Source organism: Streptomyces sp. NPDC057424 (assembly GCF_042803315.1).
Taxonomy (GTDB): Bacteria; Actinomycetota; Actinomycetes; order Streptomycetales; family Streptomycetaceae; genus Streptomyces.
This window is the reverse complement of record NZ_JBHVCP010000008.1, coordinates 38823-58927: the sequence shown is the minus strand read 5'-3', so window position 1 is coordinate 58927 and position 20105 is coordinate 38823. Positions and strand designations below refer to the sequence as shown.

Sequence of the window (20105 nt, the reverse complement as noted above, 5' to 3'; positions counted from 1 at the left end):
GGCGGGGTGGACTGCCGCCGGCTGTTGTCCTGAGCCGGATGCGGCGTACGCGGGCGCATACGTGCGACCGGAGCCGCCACCGCGGTCCCGGTGTGCCCGCAAGCACCTCTCAGGGCGCAGCGGTGCGATCGGACGCGACCGTCCCACTGCTCGCTGCCGCGTCCCAGCGACCGCCTGTCATGGACGTGCGCCGGCCTGGGGGCCGCCCCGCCCCGCGGCGTCTTTCAAGATTCCGAGGGCCGTCCGGTCGTACGGGGCGAAGACGGCGGCACCTTGGGTGGACTTCCGTGTCATGGCCCGGAAGCCGACCGGCCGTCAGTCGTCCTTGTGTTCAGGCATCGAGGCGGGCACTACCCCGTCCCGGGCCGCCTGGCACCGCACGTCGGTCGACCCCTGCGGCAGCGCCCGGCACGCCACGACACCCCCGGTACCGACCGCGTGCAGCCCCGGTGCGACGCGGTCGTCGCCGTCTCGGACTCCTTCGAAGGTCCCTGCCCCGAGCGGTGGACGCGGCTGTCGCGCAGTGCGCGCCAGGAACCGATGTTGGCTTGAAGTGTTGACCGTCCTCGGTCACGAGCCTACGTTGACCGCGTCTTGAGAGCGCTCTCAAAGGGGTTGCGCATGAGATTCCGCAGACATCTGGCGCTGCTGTCGGCGGCCGCCCTGGCTGCCACGGGGCTGGCGGTCACCGTCGGCAGCGGTGTCGCCTCCGCCGCCACCATCGAGGTCGGCAAGGGAAGCTACAGCGACGTCCGGCCGGCCGGGAGGCAGGGCCCCTCCGGCAGTGGCGGCCAACCGGTCAAACCCAAGGTCACGCCTGCCGTGGCGGACCAGCCCGTGCCGACCAACGACTGGTGGTCCTCGCTGATCTTCCAGCGGTTCGCCGGCAATCCCTGGTCGGAGAACATGTACGGACACCCCCTCACCTACAAGGCGGTGGCCGGCGGACTGGAGGTCGGTTACCCGACCACCCATCAGATCGTCGGCGGTGGACGCCAGTACGAGTTCCCGCACAGGGCCGACCTGACCCTCGGCCTCGCCGGTCTCAACTCGCCCGACGCCAAGGCGGACGGGTGGAGCGACTGGACCGTCACCCCGTACTGGAACGACGGTGCGCGCACCCTGCGGGCGACCATCGGCCACGGCCTGCCGTACGTCTACGCGGAAGGCACCGGCGGCGCGGCACGGATCAGCGCCACGGCCCCGCCGACCGTCTTCGCCGACCAGGGCAACGTTCTCGGCGTCACCATCTCCGGCCACCACTACGCGCTGTTCGCCCCGAGCGGCAGCGACTGGACCGTCTCCGGCAACGACATCAGCGCCGACCTCGGCGCCGAGGACTACTTCTCCCTGGCGGTCCTCCCCTCCAAGGAGGCGCTTCCCGACTACGAGAAGTACGCCTTCAGCTTCGTGACCGGCTCCGAGGTCGACTGGGACTACCGAGAAGGCGACGGCGAGGTCGAGGCGACCTACACGCTGACCACCGAGGCCAAGGAGGGCGACGAGACCGGTACCCTCCAGGCGCTCTACCGCCACCAGTGGCTGCACACCTCCGACCCGCTGACCGACCACAGCTACGTCTCCTCCCGCGGCGAGATGAAGGTCCGTGAGGGCACGTCCTTCACGACCACACAGAAGGTGAACGGCGTCCTGCCGGGGCTGCCGAGCGCCCCCGGCGTCGACAAGGCGAAGCTCAAGTCGTACATCAACGACGTGCTGACGCAGGGCGATCCGTTCAGCGGTGCCGTCGACACCTACTGGACCGGCAAGGCCCTGGGCAAGCTCGCCCAGCTCGTGCCGATCGCCGACCAGCTCGGCGAGACGGCCGACCGCGACACGCTCCTCCAGCTCATCAAGGGCCGCATGGAGGAGTGGTTCACCGTCGGCGGACCGTCGGAGTTCTCCTACGACAAGGACTGGCGCACCCTCATCGGCTACCCGGCCTCGTACGGCAGCGACCAGGAGCTGAACGACCACCACTTCCACTACTCGTACTACGTGCTGGCCGCGGCGATCGTGGCGCAGTACGACCCGCAGTGGGCCGCCGGCTCCGAGTGGGGCGGCATGGTGAAGGAGCTCGTCAAGGACGCCGCCAACCCGGCCAGGGACGACGCCAAGTACCCGTTCCTGCGCGGCTTCGACGTCTACGCCGGCCACAGCTGGGCCGCCGGCCACGAGGCCTTCGCCGCGGGCAACAACCAGGAGTCGTCCTCGGAGTCGATCAACCTGAGCGCGGGCCTGATCATGTGGGGCTCGGCCCTCGGCGACAAGGCGCTGCGCGACCAGGGCGTCTACATGCTGACGACCGAGTCGGAGTCGATCGCGCAGTACTGGTTCGACGCCGACCAGGAGGTCTACCCCGAGGACTTCACCCACGACGTCGTCGGCATGGTCTGGAGCAGCGGCGGCGCCTACGCCACCTGGTGGACCGCCAACCCCGAGGAGATCCATGGCATCAACTTCCTTCCCGTGACCGGCGGTTCGCTGCACCTGGCCAGGGAGAAGGACATGCTCCGCCGCAGTGTGGCCGAGATGGAGAGGGAGAACGGCGGCCCGGCCGTCGAGTGGCGGGACGTCTTCTGGCAGGTCCAGGCGCTGTACGACCCGGCCAAGGCCATGGCGGCCTGGAACCAGGGCAACGGCGGATACGTTCCCGAGGCAGGTGAGACCAAGGCCCACACCTATCACTGGGTCGGCACGCTGAACTCCCTCGGTGCGCCGGACATGACCGTGACCGCCAACATGCCGACGGCCGTCGCCTTCGACAAGAACGGCACCAGGACGTACGCGGCCCACAACTACGGAGCCGAGGAGTGCTCGGTGCTCTTCTCCGACGGCGCCGTGCTGAACGTCCCGGGGACGTCGACCGGGTCCGGAGCGGGTGACGACACCCGGCTCGGGACGCTCTGCGGCGCCGCGGGCGGCGGGGAGGAGCCTCCCCCGGCCGATGAGAAGCCCACCGCACCCGGCACCCCGGCCGCGACCGACGTCACCGACACCTCCGTCAAGCTGACCTGGGACGCCGCGACCGACGACAAGGGCGTCAAGAACTACGACCTTTTCCGCGGCGGCGCGAAGGTCGCCACCGTCACCGGGACCACGCACACCGACACCGGCCTGACCCCGGGCACCGAGTACACCTACAGCGTCAAGGCCCGCGACACCGCGGGCCAGGTCGGTCCGGCCGGCGGCACCGTGACCGTCACCACCACCGGTGACGCTCCTCCGCCGTACGTCACGGGCGACACCTTCTACCTGCGTCCGGGCGGCGCTCTCACCACCGAGGCGGCCGCGACGGGCTCCTCCGACACCGTCCCGTCCGCCGGTGGCACGAACAACGACGGGACACCGAAGAACCCGCTCGTCTACGAGGTGGAGAACGTCAAGGGCGCCCTGAAGCCGGGCTCCGGCACGGCCTTCACGTTCAAGGTGGACGCGGGCAGCTCCGTCGGGCACGCCCAGCAGGCCCGGGTGTCGTACGACCTGACCGGTGACGGCACGTTCGACCGCGTCGAAACGTTCCGCTACTTCGCCACCGACCCGATCACCGGCTGGGAGGAGTACTCCGCGGCCCGGCAGGGGCTGCACTCCGCCTCGGGCACTCTGGGCGACCTGACCGGCGGCACCGTCCGCGTGGAGGTCTGGAGCGCCCTGGGCAACGGCCCGTCCACCCTCCAGGTGGGCACCGGCTCGATCCTCACCATCCCGTTCACCTGATCAGGAGCTCGACCGGGCCGGTGGCGACCGTCCACCGGCCCGGCCGGGCAACTGAACCACCGACACGGCGCACCGGTCGGCCCTGGTATCCGGCGAGCGTTCTCACTGCCGTCCGGCCCTCCGACGGCCTAAGCGCAGTGGTGGTCTGCGGCAGGCAGGGCTCATGGTCGACAGGACGCCCTTTCCGCGGGAATCGAGAACGGAGCGAGTCTTGCAGCGAGCCACACGGATCTCACCACGGGACATGGGGTCGGTCTCGACTCCCGAGCAGGTCGAGACCCACCTGGGCTCCCTGGAATTCCCCCTCGGTATGCCCACCGAGGAGACCGCCGAACGCCTCTACGACCACCTGGACCATCTGCAGGGCGTCCGCGCGTTCCTCGACGCGTACTCCGGCGTCAATGTGTGGGCCGCCCGCAAGGGCTTCCTGGAGGCAGGCGTCAACGACCACGACGTGCTGGTCTTCTCGGAGTTCATGGATCCCAAGACGGTGCTGCTGACCGGGAACGCGGACACCGTCTACTTCGTGACGTTCCTCGACCTGACCGAGGGGCCCGTGGTGGTGGAGATGCCGCCCCTCACCCTCAGCTTCGTCAATGACATGTGGTTCCGCTATGTCACCGACCCCGGCATGCCCGGACCCGACCGTGGAACCGGCGGCGCCTACCTGTTCGTACCGCCCGGATACGACGGCCCGCTGCCCGCGGCCGGGTACTTCACGCACCGGGTCCGCACCACGCGGCTCATCCTGGCCGGGCGGGCGTTCCTGGAGGACGGCGACCCGAAGCCCGCGGTCGAGCGCATCAGGGAGCGGCTGCGCATCCACCGCTACGTCCCGGGCCTGTACGGAACGAGCGTCGCGGAGATCGTCACCGGGGGCACCGCCCCGCCGCTGCCGTGGACCGCGGAAACCTGGACCGCGGCGCTCCGCAGGGCCGACCCGCCGCGCTTCATCGAAGGCTCCGGGCTCCCCATGAAGACGGTCCCGCCGGCGGACGAGACGTACTTCGACTTCGCGAACGAGCTGGTGCAGGACCAGCCGGCGCAGGCGCTCGACCCCGAGATCGCCGGGCCGCTGGCCGCCCTCGGGATCGTCAAGGACCAGCCCTTCCGTCCGGACGCGCGGATGCGGAAGATCCTCACCGAGGCGGCCGCGGTCGGCAACGCCACCGCCCGCACCCTTGCCTGCCGTCCGCGCCCCGTCGAGGGGGCGCACTACTACGGCACCTCCTCGCAGTGGGTGAACGGACTGCTCGCGTCCGGCTACGACTTCATGACCCCGCCCGCGGACGTCACCGACAGAGGTGTCGAGCCCCGGCCGAGCAGCGGTGCCCGGAAGCTGAACCTGCGGTGCTGGTGGTGGTACCTGGCCGTGGGCATCAGCCCGACGTTCGCCACGCGGCTGACCGGAGTCGGCTCGCAGTACGTGTTCTCGTTCGGGGACCACGAGGGCCGGCCCCTCGACGGCGGCAGGCACTACCGCCTGGTGCTCCCGCCGGACATCCCCGCCGCCCGGTTCTGGTCGGTCACCGTCTACGACAACCAGACGCGGTCGATGATCGACACCCCGCAGCGGTTCCCACGCGCCGGCAGCCAGAGCTACCCCAGTCCGGCGGCGGTCGCCGACGCGGACGGCACGACCACCGTGCACTTCGCTCCCGAGCGGCCCGACGGCGTCCCGGAGGGCAACTGGATCCAGACCACGCCGGACCGGGGGTGGTTCGTGGTCCTGCGGCTCTACAGCCCGCTGCAGCCGTTCTTCGACAAGACCTGGCGGCCGGGCGAGGTCGAGCGGGTGGACTGACCCCGCCCCGCGGTGCTCCGCAGGCACGACGGCCCGGACGGTGAGGTGGCCATGGGCACGACTCCGCTGGAGAGTTGGAACGACGGTGCCGCGAAGCGGGCGATCGTCGGGTTCGTGACGTCCGCGGCGGCGGAGGGCTCGCCGGGCTTCGTCGCGCCGATGGACCGGATCGCCGTGTTCGACAACGACGGAACCCTGTGGGTCGAGAAGCCCGGCCCGGTGCAGATGCCGTTCGTCCTCGCCAAACTGACCGCGCGGCTGGAGGCGGACCCGTCGCTGGCCGGCGAGTGGCCCTACCGGGCGATCGCCGAGCGGGACGAGTCGTACTTCCGCGCGCTGAACGACCAGGACCCCGACGCCGTGGCGTCGATGGTGAAGGCCATCGGCTCGGCCTGGGAGGGCACCACCTTCGGGGAGTACGAGGCGGAAGCCGCCCGGTATCTGGCGTCCTGGCGTCACGAGCGCTTCGGACTGCCCGCCACCGGCCTCGTCTACCAGCCGATGCTGGAGCTGTTCGACTACCTCAGGGCGTACGGCTGGCGGCTGTTCGTCTGCTCGGGCGGCGGGCGCGACTTCATGCGGGTGATCTGCGAGGACACCTGGGGCCTGCCCCGGGAGAACGTGATCGGCTCGGCCCCGGAATGCGCCTACCGGGACGGCGTGCTGGTCCGCCGGGCGGTCCTGCACGGCCCCGTCGCGCTCGGGCCGGGAAAGCCGGAGTACGTCCTCGCCCGCACCGGCCGATTGCCGCGCTTCGCGGCCGGCAACGACGACGTGGACGTCGAGATGCTGCGCTCCGCTCAGTTCGCCCTGCTCGTCGTGCATGACGACGACGAGCGGGAGTACGCCTACACCGACGCCACGCAGAGGGCACGCGCGACGGCCGAGAGGTGCGGCTGGACGACGGTCAGTATGAAGAACGACTGGAACACGGTGCTCAAGACACGACCACTTCCGGAGGAACGCGATGCCACAGGTGAGTGACGGCCCCAGCCCGGGTGTATCAGCCGACGCCCTCGCGTCGATCTGCAGTCCGGACCGGCTGGAGACGGTCTTCGGCACGATGGACTTCTTCGACGGCATGCCCCTGTCCGACACGGTCACCCGCAGCTATGACGCGCTGGATCTGCTGCGTGGGATCGAGGTGTTCCTGAACTGCGTGCCCGGCGCCTCGATGGTGGCGATGCGGCGCGGCCTGCGCGACATCGGCATCGACTCCCGCACGATCGGCTGCCTGGCCCCGCGCTGCAGTTCGGCGCCGCTGGTGCTCACGGCGAACACGGAGACCGCGTACGGGATGACCTGCCTGGCGCTCGCCCAGGACGGACCCACCGTCATCGAGGCGCCGGAGAACTCACTGTGCTTCGTCAACGACCTCTGGCAGCGCCATGTCACCGACATGGGTATCGCCGGACCCGACAGGGGAGAAGGCGGCAAATACCTCTTCCTTCCCCCGGGCCACGACGGTGAGGTGCCCGAGGGGTACTTCGTCGTGAGGCCGCCGACCTTCTCCTCCTGGGTGCTGCTGCGGGCGCTCAGCGGTACGGAGGGCCTGCTCCAGTCGCGGATCTATCCGCTCTCGGCCGCGGCGGACCCGCCCGAGCAGCGTTTCGTCGACTTCGCCGAGTCGGACTTCAACACCATTCACGCGAACGACTTCTCGTTCTTCGAGGAGATCGACACCCTCGTCCAAGAGGAGCCGCCCGAGGCGCTCGACCCCGAACGTGCAGGCCAGCTGGCTGCGATCGGCATCGTGCCCGGCACGCCGTTCCGGCCGGACGACCGTATGCGCTCGATCCTCGACACCGCCGCCAGGATCGCCTCGGGCATCGTACGGACACTGTGCTTCAAGCCACGCGACCCGGGCTTCTACGTCTATCCCGGCAGTTCCTGGAAGAACCCGTGGCCGTCACACAACCACGAGTTCCTGTCTCCGGAGGGAGCCCGGTTGCTGGACGCCCGGGCGCTCTACCACTATTTCGCGGCGGGCACCTCGCCGGCGATGGCGGCGGCGGCCGTCGGGGCGGGATCGCAGTACGCCTACACGGCGGAGGACTCCACCGGCGCACTGCTCGACGGGGGACGCCACTACACGCTCACTCTGCCGAGCGGCATCCCGGTGAAGAACTTCTGGGCCGTCACCGCCTACGACCCCCAGACCCGGTCACTGCTGCGCACCGACGACCCCTACCCGAGCGTGAACAGCCTTTCGGACGCCGTCCGGACCGAGGACGACGGCGACACGATCGTCCACTTCGGCCCCACGGCGCCCGAGGGCAGAGAGGGGAACTGGATCAGGACGGTTCCCGGCAAGGGATGGTTCGTGGTGCTCCGACTCTACGGTCCACTCGAAAGCTGGTTCGACAAGAGCTGGCGGCCGGGCGAGATCGAACCGGCGTGAGGTAGAGGGCCGTGGGCGAGGCGATCGGTCAGATTCTGTCCTACGGCGTCGGTGTGGCGCTGAGCCCCTTCCCGATCATCGGTGTGGTGCTCATGCTCGCCACCCCCAGGGCGCGCTCCAACGGGCCGGCGCTGCTCCTGGGCTGGATCCTGGGACTGTCCCTGGCCGGCACGATCGTGCTGCTGCTCTCCGGCGGCGCCGGACCGAGCGAGCAGGGGCAGCCGGCCGACTGGGTCAGCGCGCTCGACCTGGCGCTCGGCGTGCTGCTGCTGTGGGTGGCGGTGACGGAGTGGCGCCACCGGCCGCGCGGCGACGAGGAGGTGACGCTGCCGAAGTGGATGCACACGGTCGACTCGTTCACCCCCGTCAAGGCGGGAGCACTCGGGATGGCGCTGTCCGCCCTCAACCCGAAGAACCTCCTGCTCGTGATCGCCGCGGCGACGACGATCGCGCGCACGGACACCTCCGCCGGCGCACAGGCTCTGGCACTCGCCGTCTTCGTGGTGATCGGGGCGCTCGGGACCGGAACGCCGGTCGTGCTCTACTTCGCCCTCAAGGAGCGTTCGAAGCACCTCCTCGACGGCCTCAAGCTCTGGATGGAGCGGAACAACTCGGCGATCATGGCCGTGCTCTGCCTGATCCTCGCCGCGAAGCTGGTGGGCGGCGCCATCAGTGACCTCTCCTCCTGAGGGTGACCATGCACTGGCTGTTCCCGTCACTGCGGGGGTACCGGCGGCGCTGGCTGGGGCGGGACGCGCTGGCCGGGGCGACCGTGTGGGCGGTTCTCGTGCCCGAGGCGCTCGCCTACGCGACCATCGCCGGCGTCTCGCCCGTGGTCGGCCTCTACGCCGCTCCCGCGGCCCTGATCCTCTACGCCGCCTTCGGCAGCTCCAAGCACCTGGTCGCCGGGCCGATGGCGGCGACGGCGGCGCTCTCGGCGGCGGTCGTCGCGGATGCCGCGGGCGGTTCGAGCGCCGACTTCACCGCGATGACGGCGGCACTGGCCGTCACGGTGGGCCTCGCGGCGCTCCTCGCCGGACTCCTGCGCCTCGGCTTCGTCGCCGCCTTCATCTCCGAGCCCGTGCTGAAGGGCTTCATCGTCGGCCTGGCGCTGACGATCATCGCCGGACAGCTGCCGAAGCTGTTCGGTGTCGAGGGTGGGCCGGGGAACTTCTTCGAGAAGATCTGGGCCCTGATCGGCGACCTCGGCGGCACCGGCGGCCCCACCCTCCTGGCCGGCGCCGGCAGCCTCGTCCTCATCCTCGTTCTCAAGCGGGTCGCCCCGATGGTGCCCGGCTCCCTCGTCGCGGTGACGCTGGGCATCGCGGCGGCCGCGGCCTTCGGCCTGGAGGACCACGGCGTCGACGTCGTGGGCAGTGTCGAGGCCGGCCTGCCCTCGCCAGGCTTCCCCGACGTCTCGCTCGACGAGCTCGGCGGCCTCGCCGCCGGGAGCGTCGGCGTACTGCTCGTCGCCTTCGCCGAGGGACTCGGAGCGGCGCGCACGTACGCCGCCCGCGGCCACTACGAGGTCGACGCCAACCGCGAGCTGATCGGGCTCGGAGCCGCCGGCCTGGGCGCCGGCCTGTCCAGCGGCATGGTCGTCAACGGCAGCCTCTCCAAGACCGCCGTCAACTGGTCGGCGGGCGCGCGCACCCAGCTCTCGGGCGTCTTCGCGGCCGCCCTGACCGTGATCACGCTCCTCTTCCTCACCGGGCTCTTCGAGAAGCTCCCCGAGGCGGTCCTCGCGGGAGTGGTGATCGCGGCGGTGGTCGAGCTGGTCGACATCCCCGCGCTGGTCTCCCTCTACCGCGTCTTCACCCACAGGCTCGGCCAGGCCTACGGCGTCGCCGCACGGCCCGATTTCCTCGCCGCGATCGCGGCGATGCTCGGGGTGATGGCCTTCGACACGCTGCCCGGACTCTTCATCGGCATCGGCGTCTCCCTCCTGCTGCTCCTCTACCGCTCCTCGCGCCCGGTCATCAGCGAACTGGGACAGCTGCCCGGGAACGGGCACTTCACCTCACTCGACAGACACGGCGAGAGCCGCAGGATCCCGGGCGTGATCGTGCTGCGGGTCGAGGCCGGCATCTACTTCGCCAACGCCGAGCGGATCGAGTCCGAGGTACGAGAGGCAGCCGCCCGGGAAGGGGCGGGGGCCGTCGTGATCGACGCCGAGACGGTGCCCTTCATCGACGTCAGCGCCGTGCGCATGCTCGATGGCCTGACCGGGGAACTCGAGGCCCTCGGCACCCGGCTCCTCCTCGCCCGCGACGTGGGTCAGGTGAGGGACGTGTTGCGCACCGCCGATGCCAGGGCGGAACTGAGGCACGTCTATCCCACCGTCCGGGCGGCGGTCGAGGCGGCCAGGAGCGGCCGGTGACTCAGGCTGTCGATACGGCCATGACCTTCGGTACACGAGGTGAGCGAGCCCACCGACTGTTAACGCTGTCAACGAATGCATGCATTGATAGCGGGATAAGCCCTGTGTACCGTTGCTCGTATGACGGACACCCCCGCCCCAGAGACCACCCCGCTGGTCACCGGCTCCGAGATCGCCAGGCTGGCGGGCGTCACACGGGCCGCCGTGTCGAACTGGCGGCGGCGTTACGACGACTTCCCCAGGCCGGCCGGCGGAGGTGGCACCAGTCCGCTGTTCGACCTGACTGAGGTGCAGGTCTGGCTGGACAGGCAGCGCAAGGGGCAGGAAGTCTCCGTGGAGGTGCAGCTGTGGCAGGCGCTGCGCGGAGTGCACGGCGACGACATGCTCGGCGGGCTCGTGGACGTGGCCCGTCTCCTCACCGGGGGAGAGGCACCTGAGGAGCTTCCGGCGGACGTCGTCCGGCTCGCGCGGGATCTGGCCGGGAGCAGTGGCGCGGCAGAGGCGGTGAGCGTCCTCGCGGAGCGCTTCACCGACTCCGTCCGCCGGGCCGGATCGGACCAGGTCACCTCGTCGCGGGCCGTCCGGGCCGTACGCCGCTTCGCCGGTGAGGTGGCACCTGACGCGACCCTCTTCGACCCGGCCTGCGGTATCGGCTCCCTCCTGCTCGCCGTCGGCCCCGGGCAGGGCCCCAGGCGCTGCGGGCAGGAGTCCGACGCCCGCAGGGCCGAGTTCGCGCAGCTGAGGGCCGACCTCACCGGGCGCATCGGTGCCGGCATCGCCACGGGGGACTCCCTGCGTGACGACCGGTGGACGGACCTCAAAGCAGACCTGGTCGTCTGTGACCCCCCGGTGGGTGAACCCGACTGGGGGCGTGAGGACCTGTTGCTGGACCCGCGCTGGGAGTTCGGCACACCCTCTCGTGCCGAGGGCGAACTCGCCTGGCTGCAGCACGCCTATGCGCACACCGCGCCCGGCGGTCGTGTCCTCATGGTCCTGCCCGCCTCGGTCGCCTACCGCAAGGCGGGCCGCCGTATCCGCGCCGAGCTCGTACGACGGGGCGTTCTCACCCAGGTGATCGCCCTGCCGTCCGGTACGGCGGCCTCGCACGCGCTTCCGGTCCACCTCTGGCACCTGCGCCGCCCGCGAAATCCGGGGGATGCCGTCACCACTGTCCGCATGGTCGATCTCACGGCGGGCGAGCCGGACGGCACACTGGAACCAGCTCCCGAACAGGTGGCGGACGTTCCCCTCATCGATCTGCTCGACGACGTCGTCGACCTCACGCCCGGGCGTCATGTCGAGGATGTCCGACGCGACTACGCGGCGGAGTACCGGACATTGCGAGAAGAGCTGTCCGAACAGGTGCGGTTGCTCGCGGAGTTGCTGCCGGTGCTGGTCGCCGGAGACGGCCCCAGCTCGCTGGACGGACCCACCGTCAGCGTCGCCGACCTCGCGCGTGCGGGGCTCGTCGAGTACGGCGATCCGGAACCGGTGTCCATCAGCGACCAGCTCGACACCGACTATCTTCAGGGCTTCCTGCGCAGCGCGGCCAACACCCGGCGCTCCACGAGCACCAGCGGCACCTTCCGCCTCGACGGCAAGGGCGCCCGCATCCCGCAGATGGACATCACCGAGCAACGGCGGTACGGGGCGGCCTTCCGAGCGCTTCGGGAGTTCGAGGAGCGAGCGCGCAGAGTGGTGGAGCTGAGCCGGGACGCGGCGACCCTGGCAAGGGACGGGCTCGGCAACGGCGCGCTCACCCCGGACAGCTGACGGAGAGCGTCACTGTCTCCCCGGCCGCCACCCGGGCCAGGACACGCGTGTGTACGGCATGGGGCTCCCCGGCGGTGGAGTGCCCCGGACCGGCCGGCTGTGAAGTTCCGGGTTCGTGTGGGGTCAGGAGGAGCGCCAGCGGTTGCGGCCGTCGGAGCCGGGGCCGCAGACCATGGGCGTTCCCGCCCTGGTGACGCCGGTCGCTCCCTGTGGAGAACAGAACGAGCCGGGGTGGACGGTGCCGACGCTGCCGCCGCCGGTGGAGCCGCCGGTCGAGGTCGAGGAGCCGCCGCTTGCCGAACCGTCGTCCTCGCCGGTGCTGTTGCCGCTGTCGTGGTCGGGATCGTTGGCCGGGATCTTGTACGTCGTGTCCTTCGCCTTCGGGCAGTCCTGGACGAGGTCGGCGTCGCTCCACCGGCCCAGGTCGAGACGGACCGTGGTGGTGGAGGTGACCTTGGCTCCCGCGTCCGGGGACTGGAAGCACACGCGCCACTCGTCGCCGTCCTCGGCGGCCTCCTCGGCGGTGGGAGTGTCGATGTCGAGGTAGACGTCATCGAGCGTGACGTCGTCGAGGCCGATGCCGGCCTGCTTCAGATTCCTGACGGCCGAGGTGTAGGTGGCGCCTACGACATCCGGCATCTTCGGCCAGGGGAGCGGGCCGCCGTCCTTCCCGGGGCACCGCTCGTCGCTCTTGACGGCCGCGAAGGCGATGGTCTTAGCGGCTGTGTCGGCCTCCTGGAAGCACACCGTCCATCCGGACCGCATGATGATCGAGCGGTCATCCTCGGCCGCGTCGTGGTGACCGGTGGTGAAGCCTGCGGAGCGCGCCAGCTTCTCCGCCTCGTTGAGTGGCTTGCCGGTGTAGTCGGCGGCCTTGGCGACCTTCGCGGGGGTCGGGGACGACGCGGCCTCGGCGCTCGCCTTGCTGTCTTCGCGGGCCTGTACGTCGGGCTGCTTCGTGCCGCTCTCGTCGAGCTGCCCGCCCAGGCCAGCGCCGACCGTCAGCAGAAGGAAGGCTCCGAACGTTGCGCCGATCTTGGCGAACCGGCGCCAGGGCGGCAGCACCCACACCGCCACCATGGCGGCGATCATCACGACGAAGCCGAGCCCGAAGCTGAACGCGCCGAGCAGGGCGACGAGGGCGAGGATCCCGAGCACGGCGGGGGTGGTCTTCCACCAAGGCCGGCTCGGGGGAGGGGTGTTGTAAGGATTCACCTGGGGCTGTGCTCCTCGGGTACGGACTGGGCCGGGCCCGGTCCGGGCCTGGACTCGTGCGGTCCGGGGCGTCGGCCGGGGTGCGGCGGTCGCTGCGGGTGGACGTCTCAGGTCATGGTGTTGGTCAGATGCGGGCCCATGTAGCCGACGTAGATTCCGTGATCGGTGCAGGCTCCGTCGTAGTAGTGCAGGCGGGGCGCGATGGTGTTGCCTCCGCCGATCCGCAGGTGGGCGCCCATGAACAGCCTGCCGTCCGCATGCACGTGGCGGGGCACGGGGAACGTGCGCGCCCGGCTCCAGTCGCCGTTCGCCTTCACCGACTTCGACTCGTCCCTGACGACCTTGCGGGGCGAGATGACGTGCGCTCCCTCGGGCGCGTCCGCACACCACTGCTTGAAGTCGCTGTTCGCCTTGCCACTCGCGACGGCTTCCGCGAAGTCCTGGAGTGCCAGCAGGGCGTCCCAGGCCATCCGGACCCAGGACGAGCCGTAGGCCTGGTCGTCGAGTTCCAGGGTGTACTTGCGTCGGCCGGTGAAGTGGACGCGTCGCATGTCGCCGATCCGGTCCAGGATCTCGGCGAAGGACGTGGGCGCGTCCACCGAGGGGTCCACCGTGGCGTACGCCTGCTCGGCCGCGCCCAGCCTCAGCAGTTCTCTCTGCAGTTCCCGTATCTGCGCCTTGGCCCGGTGGAGTTCCTTGTACTGCTCGTCGTAGTCGACGACGACCTGGGCCTCGTTGCTCTCCGCCTGACGCAGTTCCCGCTTGAGGTCACGGATCTCGTCGGCCCTGACACGCTGTTCGCGTGCCGCCTCCTCCAGGATCTCGTGCAGGGCGTCGTTCTCGTCGCGCAGCCGTTCCTGTTCGGAGCCGCCGACGCCGTCCCTGGCCCGGGTACGCATGAGCGGCACGGAATCCAGGGCGTCGGGCAGCGGCAGCCGGGTGGCGAGTCCCTGAGGGAGCTGGTTCAGGATGCGGGCGGCCAGTCGGGGGTTCTCGGTGATCAGCCGTTTCGACATCACACGGTGCCGCTGGCCGTCGGCGGGCCAGGCCGGGTCGACGCCGGGCAGGTAGGTCCGGATCCCCCCGTTGTACACGCGGTGGTGTTCCAACGCCCGGTTGAAGACCGACACGGCTCCCGGGGTGAGCACGTAGAGGATCGCCAGCCCGACCAGGGGACGGACGAGAGGGTCGACCGTCCCCTCCAGCCAGGCGTCGAAGTCGACGTCGTACGGTGTGCTCGCCATGACGACGGGAAGGCGCCGGCCGGCGTCGCACAGTTCGTCGATGACGGCCTCCACATCCTCCGCCTCGACGACCTGGGGCATGGCTGTCACGTCCGCCAGGCCGTCGTGTGCGTCGAGCGCCTCCAGCAGGTGTCTCGCGAGCCGGGGCGTCTTGGCGGGCACGGGGGCCGCCTCGGCGTCGTCGGGGAGGTGCTCGACGTCGAGCTGGACCCAGGTCGGCCCGTCGGCGATCTGCCGCGTCACCACCGTGGTCTGCCAGGTGCCGTCGGGCGCGGTCTCCCGGAGCCGCCATCGTCCGTAGGTGCCGGTGACAGCCGTGACGGAGTCGTGGTCGAGAGTGACTCCGCGCGCTATCTCGTTGCGGCCCTCGGCGAAGGCGTCGACGTTGTAGCGCTTGGGTGGTTGGGCGAGCCAGTGGCGCAGCTGCTCGTCGACGAGTGCACCGGTCCGCACGTAATCGGTCCGGCTGGTGACCACCATGCGGTATCGGCGGGCGTCCATCGTCCAGCTCCTCACGTGTACGGGAAAGCGCGGCGTGGTTCAGGCGGTGGCGGCGGCCAGGACGCGGAGCAGTTCACGAGACTGGTGGTGTCGCTCATGGCTCGGCTTCCTTGGGCCCTCTGGGCGGCTGCGGCGGGCGTGCCCAAGGCGACGCGAGGGGGCGGTGGGCCGTTGTCGAACCGAGCATGGCGGAAGCTTGTTAGCGTCGTCAACAGACTTGCGTGAATTCACGAAGAGTGAGTGTGTGTACATGTGTTCTAGTGCCCTGCTCGGCGCGGGAGTGTGTTCGATCGACAGAGCCACCGGCATGTGAGGGGCAGCGCAGTACCGACGATGTGCTCGCGGGCCTGCTCGGGGATGAGATCCCGGCCCTCCTCGCCGATCACGGCGGCCACCTCGAGCTCGAAGTCGAGCACGTGCGACCCGGGCGGCATGGGGCCGTCGTCGTGCGGGCCGTACACCGCGTACGGGTTGGTGAAGTAGAACGTCGGAGCCGGGTACCACCGCTCCGGCACCCCCGCCGCCCCGTCCACGGACCGCCGTACGCCCTCGACGTGCTCTTCGACGGTCACGAAGTCCCGCACGGTGGGCGGCTGGAGCGGCGGCAGCAGCCGCACCTCGGAGACATGCGGGCCGGCCGCGACGTCGGGTATCGCGGCGCCCGCGTCGAGCAGTTCGGGCAACCCGCCGCCCTCGGCGAGCAGGCCGGTCATGAGGTGACGCCGGGAAGGGGGAAGAGCGTGCCGTCCTCTTCGGCGACGGCCACCTGGCGTCGGTTGCGGTACTCGTACGTGGCGAAACGCATGGCAGGGTCCAGTCGCAGGGGAGGCAGAAGGGTGGGCGGAGCCGGACCGGGGGAGCGGCGGGGAGTCAGGGCGTGACAGGGCTGCCGCGCCCCCGGCGACTGGGGACGCCGTGCCGGTCAGGCCGGCGGGGCGACGAACACGCCGCGGTCGAGGTCGTTGAACGACTCCTCGGCGACCAGTTCGTTCATCGGGTTCGCGGTGCCCCACTGGTCGGTGACCTCGGGCTGGGAGAAGTCGTAGACGTGGGGGTGCCAGGTGTCCTCGTCCGGCTCCTCCAGCTCGGTCGTGTACTCCACCGTGTTGCCGTGCGGGTCGAGGAAGTAGGTGAAGGTCTTGTCGCCCGCCATGTGCCGGCCGGGGCCCCAGACCTTGCGGACACCGGCCCGCATGACCCGGCCGGAGCCGCGCATGTACTCGTCCAGGCCGCGCATCTCGAAGGAGACGTGGTGCAGGGCGGTGTGCGGGCCCTGCGCGATGGCCATCGAGTGGTGCTGGTTGGAGATCCGCATGAAGTGCATGACCTCGCCCATGTGCGGCGAGTGCAGCGTGTCGGAGAGGCGGAAGCCCCGGTGGCGCTCGTACCACTCCCGAGTCCTGTTCAGATCGGGGGAGTTGAGCACGACGTGCGACAGCCTGACCGGGATCGCCTCCTTCTCCTCGATCCTGCGATGCTGCCGTACCTCCACGTCGGCCGAGACCTCGATGGTGCGCCCGTCGACGTCGAAGAAACGGAAGCCGTAGCCGCCACCGGGGGTGCCCACCTTTCCCGGCTGGGAGATCAACTGGACGCCGCCCGCGAGGAGTTCCCCGGCCAGGGTGTCCACGTCCGCCGCGCTCGCGGCCCCGTAGGGGACCAGAAGACCATCGCTCCGAAGAAGGTGAGGATGCAGATGCCCCCCAGCTGCCGCCAGGGGAAGGGCCGTCGGGCCGCCGTCCCCGCGGCCGGGGCCTCCGCGGCGGTCGCGCGGCCCGCCGGGCTGGGCAGCGCCATGGCCATCAGCGGGGCGAGCACCAGGCTCACGGCGTACACCCAGAACGGCGCCCGCCACCCCGCCGATCCGGCCGCACCGCCGATCACGAAGAAGACGGTGGCCGACGCGGAGGCGCACACGGTCTGCAGGGCGAGGTACTTCACCCGCTGCCGACCGGAGTAGTGGTCCCCGATCAGCGTGGTGCAGCAGGTCATGATCGCAGCCTCGGCGACCCCGGCCAGGGCACGGCTGGCGATGATGGCGCCCAGGGAGTCCAGCCACAGCGGTGCGGTGCCGAACCCGGCGTACAGCACGGTCGCCACGATCAGCAGCCGTTTGCGGCCCAGCCGGTCCACGAGCACGCCGGCGAAAGGGGCCAGCAGCGCCAGCGCCAGCGCCGGCACGGTGAGTGCCAGGGGCACCAGGGCCTTGGCCCCCGGCACCGACTCGAAGTGGTCCTGCATCTTGGGCAGTACCGGGGCGATCAGCACCGTGCCCAGGATCGGCAGACAGCTGCCTGCCATCAGCATGGCCACACGCAGCAGATGGGCCGGGCCCGAGACGGTCACGGGTGAGGCGGGAACGGCGTCGGCCGTGGTGGGAGACGGCGGCGGGACGTAACCGGGCATGTCGACTCCAGGGGACGGTGTGCGGGAGCGGGCATGCCTTTCACCGGCGTCCGCGGTGCGGGCGCTGGCGGGCACGGCATGCTGTGGACGACCGCACGTCGGCGGCTGGTCCGGACAGCGGCGTGCGGGGTGGGGACGACTATGGGTGGCCCGGCGCCCGATTCGCCATCCTGCAAGCGATCCGAATCCCGTATAGCGGGGCATCCGTATGATCAACACCCCTCCCCGGGCGGGGATGCCACGGCGGGGCCGCCGACCGGTCGTGGTGACCGGGGCACGGCACCGCCGAGCTCCGCGCGAAGGCGCCCGACCGGCTGCACGGCCTCGGCCCGGCCTCCCTCAACACCCCGCTCTGGCCATTGAGTTGCTCGACCAGGCGCTGGAGTGAGGGGCGGGCGGCGCCCGACCCGTACGTACGACAGGGGAACCCCGTATCTGCCATGCCGCCGCCTCTCAGCAGCGATACCGGATGCATGGAAAAGACGATCACCGCTTGGACCGTCCGAAGTCCCGCATGACGCTCTACCGGACCGTCCTCACCGAAAGGAGAGCCCGGCCCCACGGGGCTCGAGGGCGCCACGCGCCCTCTTTGATCACGGTTGAGTCCCGAGCCGGAACTGTGGCTTCCGTCACAGCCAATGTGATCTTGCCCTGGTGTGATCGCCGGATGCTCGGTTTACTCCTCCGTCTCCTGCCCTTCTGGGTCCGTGAGCCCTTGCTCATCGTGGTCGGATCCGTTTTCGGCGTACGCATCATGTATCTCGCCCTCCGCGAGGAGGAATGGCTGGCAGCCGCGATCGGCGTGGCGTTCCTGGTGTTCACCGCGGTGCGCGTCCACATGGTGGTCCGGGCCCTGCGCGCACGCCGGAACCCGAGCACGGCGGCCTCCGCGGCCAGGGCGGTGTCCGACGTTGCCGCCCAACCCCAACCTCAACCCCAACCCCAACCGCAGCCGCCGCAGCCGCAGCCGCAGGCTCCAGCGGGGCAGCGTCCCACCCCGGCGGCTACGGAGAAGGAACCCAACGCGTGGGGCCAGGCAGTCGCGGCCGTGGCCGTGTTCGCGGCGCTCGGGGCCGCACTGTGGCTGGGGCCGCATCTCCTGCCCTCCGACAGCGGCAGCGACAGCGCGCCGAAGGCCGCCTCGTGTCCGAGCGGCGAAGGCGAGGAACTGCCGAGCGCCTACGAACGTACGGCCCAGGCTGTGACCGGCGACGAGCTGTGCAAGGCGCTCAACAGGTCCGACCTGGCCCAACTCCTCGGAACGCCCGCGGAGACCGCGACCGTGGCATCCGGCACCAGCAACACCGCTCCCCTGACCGACGGGAAGGTCGCCCGGCCGGAGGCCGAGGTCCAGTTCGACACCTACACCGTGAACGTCTCGGCCACGTACAACAAGCTGTCGATTGCCCAGTACGTGAAACTGATGGAGTTCGGTGAGGAGACGGACGTCAGAACGCTCTCAGTCCTCGGCCGCCCCGCGGTCCTCTTCTCGGATCACACCATGAAGATCGAGATCAATCTCGGGAGCGGCGGATCCGGCGGACCCGTCGAGCAAGGCCCACAGGCCAGAACGCTGACCGTGGCCCTCGACGGGAAAGACCGGGGCGGCTTCTACGACATCACTGTGTGGAGCACGTCCGGAGCCCTCCCGGACGACAGCGTTCTCCTCGGCATCGCCGAGAAGGTTCTTCCGACGATCCCCGAACGGCCTGTGTGACGAGGCGCCCGGAGCGGCGGTCCGCGGGCAATGGGCAGGTGAAGGCCGGGGAGATCGCGGTGGGAGCTGGGCCTTGGGACGACGCCGGCGAAGGTGGAGGAGGCGCGTTCCAGGGCGGCCAGGCGCCTGGCAGAACGCGGGTGGCTCCTCCTGCAGGCATATCGGGGTTCAGTGCCGGCCGGTGGCCCGTGGCCGTGTCAGACGCCGGCTCATCCGCGTGACCATCGACCACCGGAACACCGCCTCGCTGCCGGCCGGCAACGTCTCGTAGTCCCGGGCCGACGGCGGGAGTTCATCAAGCATGCGAACGTGCGCTCTGCCCCCCAGCGTCTGGGAAGCACCACGAACCCTGTCATGTCGTTGGCGCACTTGACGATCTCCCAGGTAGGGCGAGATGGCCCACGGCAGACCGGTGCGGTGCCTGCCGGGCCTGCGAGCTACAGGAACTCGCTTCGGTAGGTCGCGGCCAACTCTGCCGCGCGGCGGCGGCGTTCCGCGAGCTCGCTCTCCGACAACTGCGGCGGCGGCGCATCCTTGCCCGCGACGACATCGCCGATGCGCATGAAGTACTCGTCCTGTCCGGCGGGGGTGCACATGCACAGCATGCGGGCCGGCACGCCCGAAGCGTTCCGGAAGTTGTGCGGTGCGTTGGCCGGGATGTTGATCGTGGACCCGGCCCGCAGGGTGTGCTTTTCGCTGCGGAAGGTGAACTCGACCTCGCCTTCGAGGACGGTGAACATCTCCTCGAAGTCGTGCCGGTGCGGCGGCGGGCCTCCGCCGTCGGGGACGTGCATGTCGAGCAGGCAGTATCGGCCGTTGGTCTGCTCGCCGGTGACCAGCATGCCGTAGGTGTTGCCCACCAGTGAGATGTACGTCGTGCCGGGGTCGTCGGGGTGCGCCACGGTCAGCGAGCGGGACGGATCGTCGTCGGGGATCATCGAGGTCGT

11 protein-coding genes and 3 pseudogenes are annotated in these 20105 nt (G+C 70.4%); 8 read left to right on the top strand and 6 right to left on the bottom strand.

Annotated elements, in window-relative coordinates; translation table 11 throughout:
* The first annotated feature begins 621 nt into the window (after positions 1–621).
* The 7 genes from ACFU3E_RS09840 to ACFU3E_RS09810 all read left to right on the top strand — a co-directional run bounded on the left by ACFU3E_RS09840 (position 622) and on the right by ACFU3E_RS09810 (position 12075).
* On the top strand, positions 622–3717 hold the full coding sequence (locus tag ACFU3E_RS09840) for a glycosyl hydrolase (RefSeq protein WP_384154456.1): 3096 nt from the start codon (positions 622–624) through the stop codon (positions 3715–3717).
* A gap of 211 nt (positions 3718–3928) precedes the next feature.
* Positions 3929–5521: a DUF1254 domain-containing protein gene (locus ACFU3E_RS09835; protein WP_384154454.1), complete on the top strand. Its 1593-nt coding sequence runs from the start codon at positions 3929–3931 to the stop codon at positions 5519–5521.
* A gap of 51 nt (positions 5522–5572) precedes the next feature.
* Complete coding sequence (locus ACFU3E_RS09830) at positions 5573–6505, top strand: HAD family hydrolase (RefSeq protein ID WP_384154453.1); 933 nt, start codon at positions 5573–5575, stop codon at positions 6503–6505.
* Positions 6489–7922 carry a DUF1254 domain-containing protein gene (locus ACFU3E_RS09825; RefSeq protein WP_384154452.1) on the top strand — a complete coding sequence of 478 codons (1434 nt, stop codon included), beginning with the start codon at positions 6489–6491 and terminating at the stop codon, positions 7920–7922. Before ACFU3E_RS09830 ends, ACFU3E_RS09825 begins: the two co-directional genes overlap by 17 nt.
* 11 nt (positions 7923–7933) lie before the next feature.
* Positions 7934–8611, top strand: a complete 678-nt coding sequence (locus ACFU3E_RS09820) for a GAP family protein (protein ID WP_384154450.1) — start codon at positions 7934–7936, stop codon at positions 8609–8611.
* 8 nt (positions 8612–8619) lie between these two features.
* Entirely contained in the window at positions 8620–10302 is a 1683-nt protein-coding gene (locus tag ACFU3E_RS09815; protein WP_384154656.1) for a SulP family inorganic anion transporter, read from the top strand.
* 120 nt (positions 10303–10422) lie between these two features.
* On the top strand, positions 10423–12075 hold the full coding sequence (locus ACFU3E_RS09810) for an N-6 DNA methylase (RefSeq protein WP_384154448.1): 1653 nt from the start codon (positions 10423–10425) through the stop codon (positions 12073–12075).
* A 123-nt stretch (positions 12076–12198) separates the two neighbouring features.
* Here the strand turns inward: ACFU3E_RS09810 and ACFU3E_RS09805 are convergent, their stop codons facing one another.
* The 5 genes and pseudogenes from ACFU3E_RS09805 to ACFU3E_RS09785 form a co-directional block, all read right to left on the bottom strand.
* Positions 12199–13290: a PASTA domain-containing protein gene (locus ACFU3E_RS09805; RefSeq protein WP_384154446.1), complete on the bottom strand. Its 1092-nt coding sequence runs from the start codon at positions 13288–13290 to the stop codon at positions 12199–12201.
* A gap of 107 nt (positions 13291–13397) precedes the next feature.
* Positions 13398–15035: a hypothetical protein gene (locus ACFU3E_RS09800; protein ID WP_384154444.1), complete on the bottom strand. Its 1638-nt coding sequence runs from the start codon at positions 15033–15035 to the stop codon at positions 13398–13400.
* Positions 15036–15361: 326 nt separating this feature from the next.
* Positions 15362–15840, bottom strand: a pseudogene (locus ACFU3E_RS09795) (fumarylacetoacetate hydrolase family protein); the annotation flags it as partial.
* 117 nt (positions 15841–15957) lie between these two features.
* Positions 15958–16698 (bottom strand): annotated as a pseudogene (locus tag ACFU3E_RS09790) (VOC family protein); the annotation flags it as partial.
* Positions 16692–17441 (bottom strand): annotated as a pseudogene (locus tag ACFU3E_RS09785) (MFS transporter); the annotation flags it as partial. The pseudogenes ACFU3E_RS09785 and ACFU3E_RS09790, both read right to left, overlap by 7 nt.
* Positions 17442–18108: 667 nt before the next feature.
* Here ACFU3E_RS09785 and ACFU3E_RS09780 point away from each other — a divergent pair.
* Positions 18109–19158, top strand: a complete 1050-nt coding sequence (locus ACFU3E_RS09780) for a DUF6215 domain-containing protein (RefSeq protein ID WP_384154442.1) — start codon at positions 18109–18111, stop codon at positions 19156–19158.
* Between the two features lie 437 nt (positions 19159–19595).
* Here the strand turns inward: ACFU3E_RS09780 and ACFU3E_RS09775 are convergent, their stop codons facing one another.
* On the bottom strand, positions 19596–20096 hold the full coding sequence (locus ACFU3E_RS09775; protein WP_384154440.1) for a cupin domain-containing protein: 501 nt from the start codon (positions 20094–20096) through the stop codon (positions 19596–19598).
* Positions 20097–20105 lie beyond the last annotated feature (9 nt).

Coding starts and splice junctions, on each gene's coding strand:
- ACFU3E_RS09840 (WP_384154456.1), top strand. CDS start 622: ATGAGATTCCGCAGACATCTGGCGCTGCTGTCGGCGGCCGCCCTGGCT.
- ACFU3E_RS09830 (WP_384154453.1), top strand. CDS start 5,573: ATGGGCACGACTCCGCTGGAGAGTTGGAACGACGGTGCCGCGAAGCGG.
- ACFU3E_RS09825 (WP_384154452.1), top strand. CDS start 6,489: ATGCCACAGGTGAGTGACGGCCCCAGCCCGGGTGTATCAGCCGACGCC.
- ACFU3E_RS09815 (WP_384154656.1), top strand. CDS start 8,620: ATGCACTGGCTGTTCCCGTCACTGCGGGGGTACCGGCGGCGCTGGCTG.
- ACFU3E_RS09810 (WP_384154448.1), top strand. CDS start 10,423: ATGACGGACACCCCCGCCCCAGAGACCACCCCGCTGGTCACCGGCTCC.
- ACFU3E_RS09800 (WP_384154444.1), bottom strand. CDS start 15,035: ATGGACGCCCGCCGATACCGCATGGTGGTCACCAGCCGGACCGATTAC.
- ACFU3E_RS09780 (WP_384154442.1), top strand. CDS start 18,109: ATGCTCGGTTTACTCCTCCGTCTCCTGCCCTTCTGGGTCCGTGAGCCC.
- ACFU3E_RS09775 (WP_384154440.1), bottom strand. CDS start 20,096: ATGATCCCCGACGACGATCCGTCCCGCTCGCTGACCGTGGCGCACCCC.